The following is a 3,614-nucleotide window of genomic DNA, read 5'->3' as shown; positions in this document are numbered from 1 at the left end:
GGGAAAGGCGTTTACAAGGTTGTTGACCAAAGTTATCTGGCAAACGCTTTTACCGAACCCAGCCTTATTGAGCGACTTGTTGATTTTGAAAAAGAGATCGGCGTAATAGTAGCACGCAACGAAAGCGGCGAGGTAAAAACTTTCCCACTGGTGGAGATGGAATTTAACCCTGAAGCCAACCTGGTGGAGTTTTTAATATCGCCCTCTACCCTGCCCTTCGAAGTGCAAATGGAGGCCGAGAACATTGCCAAACGAATAGCCGAAACGCTAAACATAGTAGGCATACTGGCTGTCGAAATGTTCCTTACCAAAGACGGTCAGATCTTAGTGAACGAACTTGCCCCACGCCCGCATAACAGCGGCCACCAAAGCATTGAGGGTAACGTAGTATCACAGTTTGAACAGCATTTACGTGCAATATTCGATCAGCCACTGGGCGATACCGCCTGCCTGAGCAACGCCATTATGGTAAATATTTTAGGCGAAGCCGGGTACGAAGGCCCCGCCGTTTACCAGGGGATTGAAAAGATTTTGAAATGCGCCGGTGTTTATGTGCACCTGTATGGCAAGGCCTTAACAAAACCTTTCCGCAAAATGGGGCATGTTACCATTGTAGATAATGATAGAGAGAAAGCAATAGAGAAAGCACGTTATGTGCAGCAGACACTGAAGGTGATAGCTTAGAAAAAGTTAATGGTTCATAGATAATAGTTCATAGTAAGAAAAAATAAAACTGCGGCTAAATGGCCTTTAGATTCGAAGACTTACAAGTTTGGCAGAAAGCTATTGATCTGGACGAACAAATAAATCAGCTTACCAAAACATTCCCTAAAGAAGAAGTATTCGTGTTAACTTCACAAATTAAAAGAGCTGCAGATTCTGTTGTCCTAAATATTGCGGAGGGGTCCACGGGTCAAAGTAAAGCAGTATTTAAATTATTTTTAAACTACTCCCTTCGTTCCGCTATCGAAGTAGTGAGTTGCTTATTCATCGCAAAAAGAAGAACATATATAAACGACGTTTTATTCAAAGAATTGTATACAGAATACGAAGTTCTTGTTAAAATGATAACCGCATTAAGAAACTCGCTATAATAAATTTACTATGAACCATCAACCATCAACTATAAGCCCCTCTCAACCAAAAATAGCCATTATAATGGGCAGCAAGTCCGACTTGAACATTATGCAGGATGCTGCCGACGTTTTAAAAGAACTGGGTGTTGCATACGAAATAACCGTTGTATCGGCCCACCGCACGCCAGATAGGATGTTTAGCTACGCCCGTGCCGCTGCCGATCGTGGTATAAAGGTAATTATAGCAGGTGCCGGTGGTGCCGCGCATTTGCCGGGCATGGTAGCTTCGTTAACACATTTGCCGGTTATTGGCGTTCCTGTAAAATCAAGCAATTCTATTGATGGCTGGGATTCTATCCTGTCTATTCTGCAAATGCCGAATGGTATCCCGGTGGCAACGGTGGCTTTAAATGCAGCTAAAAACGCAGGCATACTGGCCGCGCAGATCTTATCAACTGCTGATGAATACCTGGTTCAAAACCTCATTGCTTTTAAAGAAAAATTAAAGCAGGTTGTGGAAGCTTCGGCTGCAGAGATGGAAGGGAAATAAGTATTTTGTCATTTCGAACAAGGTACGAGGAGAAATCTTGTTCATCATGCACAATTCGCCACCTGGCATTTGAACAAAATTTCTCACTATCGGGCGAAATGACAGGTGGGAAAAGCTAATTCAACATCGGGTTCTCGGGGAAATTAGCTATGTGCGCGTAACGCTGGCCAAGGCTTATCACTATCTCTTTCCAAAGGTTGCTTTCATTGTTGCTGAAAACACTATCGGCTTCAAATTTATTGGCTACTATCCAGGCATCATCGCGCAATTCATCGTCGAGCTGCCCGGGTGTCCAGCCGGAGTAACCGGTGAAGAATTTTATCTCGCCCTCGGTTAGTTGGTAATTGTTTATCAATTCTTTTATCTGCTCAAAATCGCCGCCCCAGTAAATACCATCCCATATTTCAATACCTCCCTCAATTTTATCGGGGCAGCGGTGTATATAATGCAGGGTATTTTCGGCTACAGGGCCACCCATATATACCGGTATTTCCGAATAGGCTGCATCCGGCAAAATATCGCCCAGTAAATATTCAGTTTGATGATTAAGAATAAAACCCATTGCCCCGGCCTCAGAATATTCGGTAAGCAGGATAACCGACCGTTTAAAATTAGGGTCGGGCATAAACGGTTCTGATATTAATAGTCGGCCTGCAGCTGCTGAAATGGGACTTAGCATGGGTGTAAATTTATATTGTATTAACAGTAAATGTAAAATTATGTTCATTAATCATCAAAATGAACGCCTTATAGATATGTACGGTATAATTAATTTGTAAGTTTGCGATAATGGATCAGAAACATATAGAAAATTTAAGGCAGGAATATGAAGCGGCTTCTTTAAACGAAACCGATGTTGATGCCAACCCAATGCGCCAGTTTGATAAATGGTTTAATGAAGCCATTAATTGCAAAGTACACGAGCCAAACGCCATGACACTGGCCACCGCTACGCACGATGGCCGCCCATCGGCAAGGATAGTATTACTTAAAGGCTTTAGCGATGATGGTTTTAAGTTTTACACCAATTACCTAAGCCGTAAGGGTAAAGAGATCAGCAAAAACCCGCTGGGGTCGCTTGTTTTCTTTTGGGGCGATATGGAACGCCAGATCCGTGTGGAAGGCACCATTGAGAAACTGGATAAAAACTATTCTGAAAAATACTTCCATTCGCGCCCTAAGGCGAGCCAGATAGGTGCTGCCGCGTCGCCGCAAAGCCAGGAAATTGACAGCCGCGAAGCACTGGAACAAAAAATGGCCGAGCTTGAACTGGAGTACGCTGATAGCGAAGTACCAAAACCATCGTACTGGGGTGGGTATGTATTACGCCCACGCTACATAGAATTTTGGCAGGGCCGCCGCAGCCGCCTGCATGATAGGATAGTTTACAAGAAAACCGATAATAAAAACTGGAAGATTGTTCGCCTTGCGCCATGAGTTTTGATGATATTAAATTATTGCTTACCCAAAAGTTTGGCGAAACTGTAATTACCGGCGAAGAGCGTACCGGTATGCAGCCCGCCCTACTTATAAACCCCTATCATATTGTTGAGGTTTGTATGGAGCTGCGCAATAATCCAAAAACCTACTTCGATTTTTTGTCATGCCTTACGGGTGTTGATTATGGCGAAGAGGCCGGCCGTTTTGGTGTGGTGTATCATTTGTCATCTATCCCCTATCACTTACAGCTTACGTTAAAAATAAGCAAGGAAAATGACCGTAGCCAGGATAACCTGCCATCATTCCCCAGCATTGTATCTGTTTATCGTACCGCCGACTGGCACGAACGTGAAGCTTATGACTTGGTTGGGATATTTTTTGAAGGCCACCCTGACTTGCGCAGGATATTATTACCCGATGATTGGGAAGGGTTTCCGTTGCGTAAGGATTATAAGGCAGCGGAGTATTATAAAGGGATTAAAGTTGATTAATTTCGAGATAAAAAAAATGTCATTTCGAACGAGGTACGAGGAGAAATCTTATTCAAA

General features: G+C 43.4%; 6 protein-coding genes. 5 read left to right on the top strand and 1 reads right to left on the bottom strand.

Annotated features, from left to right (window positions below; translation table 11 throughout):
• The 3 genes from WC615_RS22865 to purE form a co-directional block, all read left to right on the top strand.
• A partial coding sequence (locus WC615_RS22865) for an ATP-grasp domain-containing protein (RefSeq protein ID WP_372980337.1) occupies positions 1-684 on the top strand: 684 nt, incomplete at its 5' end.
• Between the two features lie 59 nt (positions 685-743).
• Positions 744-1,094, top strand: a complete 351-nt coding sequence (locus WC615_RS22860; protein WP_372980336.1) for a four helix bundle protein — start codon at positions 744-746, stop codon at positions 1,092-1,094.
• A 10-nt stretch (positions 1,095-1,104) separates the two neighbouring features.
• Entirely contained in the window at positions 1,105-1,626 is a 522-nt protein-coding gene (gene purE, locus WC615_RS22855) for a 5-(carboxyamino)imidazole ribonucleotide mutase (RefSeq protein WP_372980335.1), read from the top strand.
• Between the two features lie 115 nt (positions 1,627-1,741).
• Here purE and WC615_RS22850 read toward each other — a convergent pair whose 3' ends face one another.
• A complete protein-coding gene (locus WC615_RS22850) occupies positions 1,742-2,305 on the bottom strand; it encodes a YqgE/AlgH family protein (RefSeq protein WP_372980334.1) in 564 nt (187 codons plus the stop codon).
• A 110-nt stretch (positions 2,306-2,415) separates the two neighbouring features.
• Here WC615_RS22850 and pdxH point away from each other — a divergent pair, with 110 nt between their 5' ends.
• Both pdxH and WC615_RS22840 read left to right on the top strand, forming a co-directional pair.
• The gene (gene pdxH, locus WC615_RS22845; protein ID WP_372980333.1) at positions 2,416-3,063 is read left to right on the top strand and encodes a pyridoxamine 5'-phosphate oxidase; all 648 of its coding nucleotides are present in this window, start codon (positions 2,416-2,418) and stop codon (positions 3,061-3,063) included.
• On the top strand, positions 3,060-3,557 hold the full coding sequence (locus WC615_RS22840) for an NADH-quinone oxidoreductase subunit C (RefSeq protein WP_372980332.1): 498 nt from the start codon (positions 3,060-3,062) through the stop codon (positions 3,555-3,557). Before pdxH ends, WC615_RS22840 begins: the two co-directional genes overlap by 4 nt.
• The last annotated feature ends 57 nt before the right edge of the window (positions 3,558-3,614 follow it).

The organism is Mucilaginibacter sp. (assembly GCF_041663085.1).
GTDB lineage: Bacteria > Bacteroidota > Bacteroidia > Sphingobacteriales > Sphingobacteriaceae > Mucilaginibacter.
Note: the sequence above shows the minus strand (reverse complement) of the source record. Positions and strands in the feature narration are given on the sequence as shown.

Excerpts from the sequence above, each read along its gene's own strand:
- WC615_RS22840 (WP_372980332.1), top strand. The coding sequence starts at position 3,060 with ATGAGTTTTGATGATATTAAATTATTGCTTACCCAAAAGTTTGGCGAA.
- WC615_RS22850 (WP_372980334.1), bottom strand. The coding sequence starts at position 2,305 with ATGCTAAGTCCCATTTCAGCAGCTGCAGGCCGACTATTAATATCAGAA.
- pdxH (WP_372980333.1), top strand. The coding sequence starts at position 2,416 with ATGGATCAGAAACATATAGAAAATTTAAGGCAGGAATATGAAGCGGCT.
- purE (WP_372980335.1), top strand. The coding sequence starts at position 1,105 with ATGAACCATCAACCATCAACTATAAGCCCCTCTCAACCAAAAATAGCC.
- WC615_RS22860 (WP_372980336.1), top strand. The coding sequence starts at position 744 with ATGGCCTTTAGATTCGAAGACTTACAAGTTTGGCAGAAAGCTATTGAT.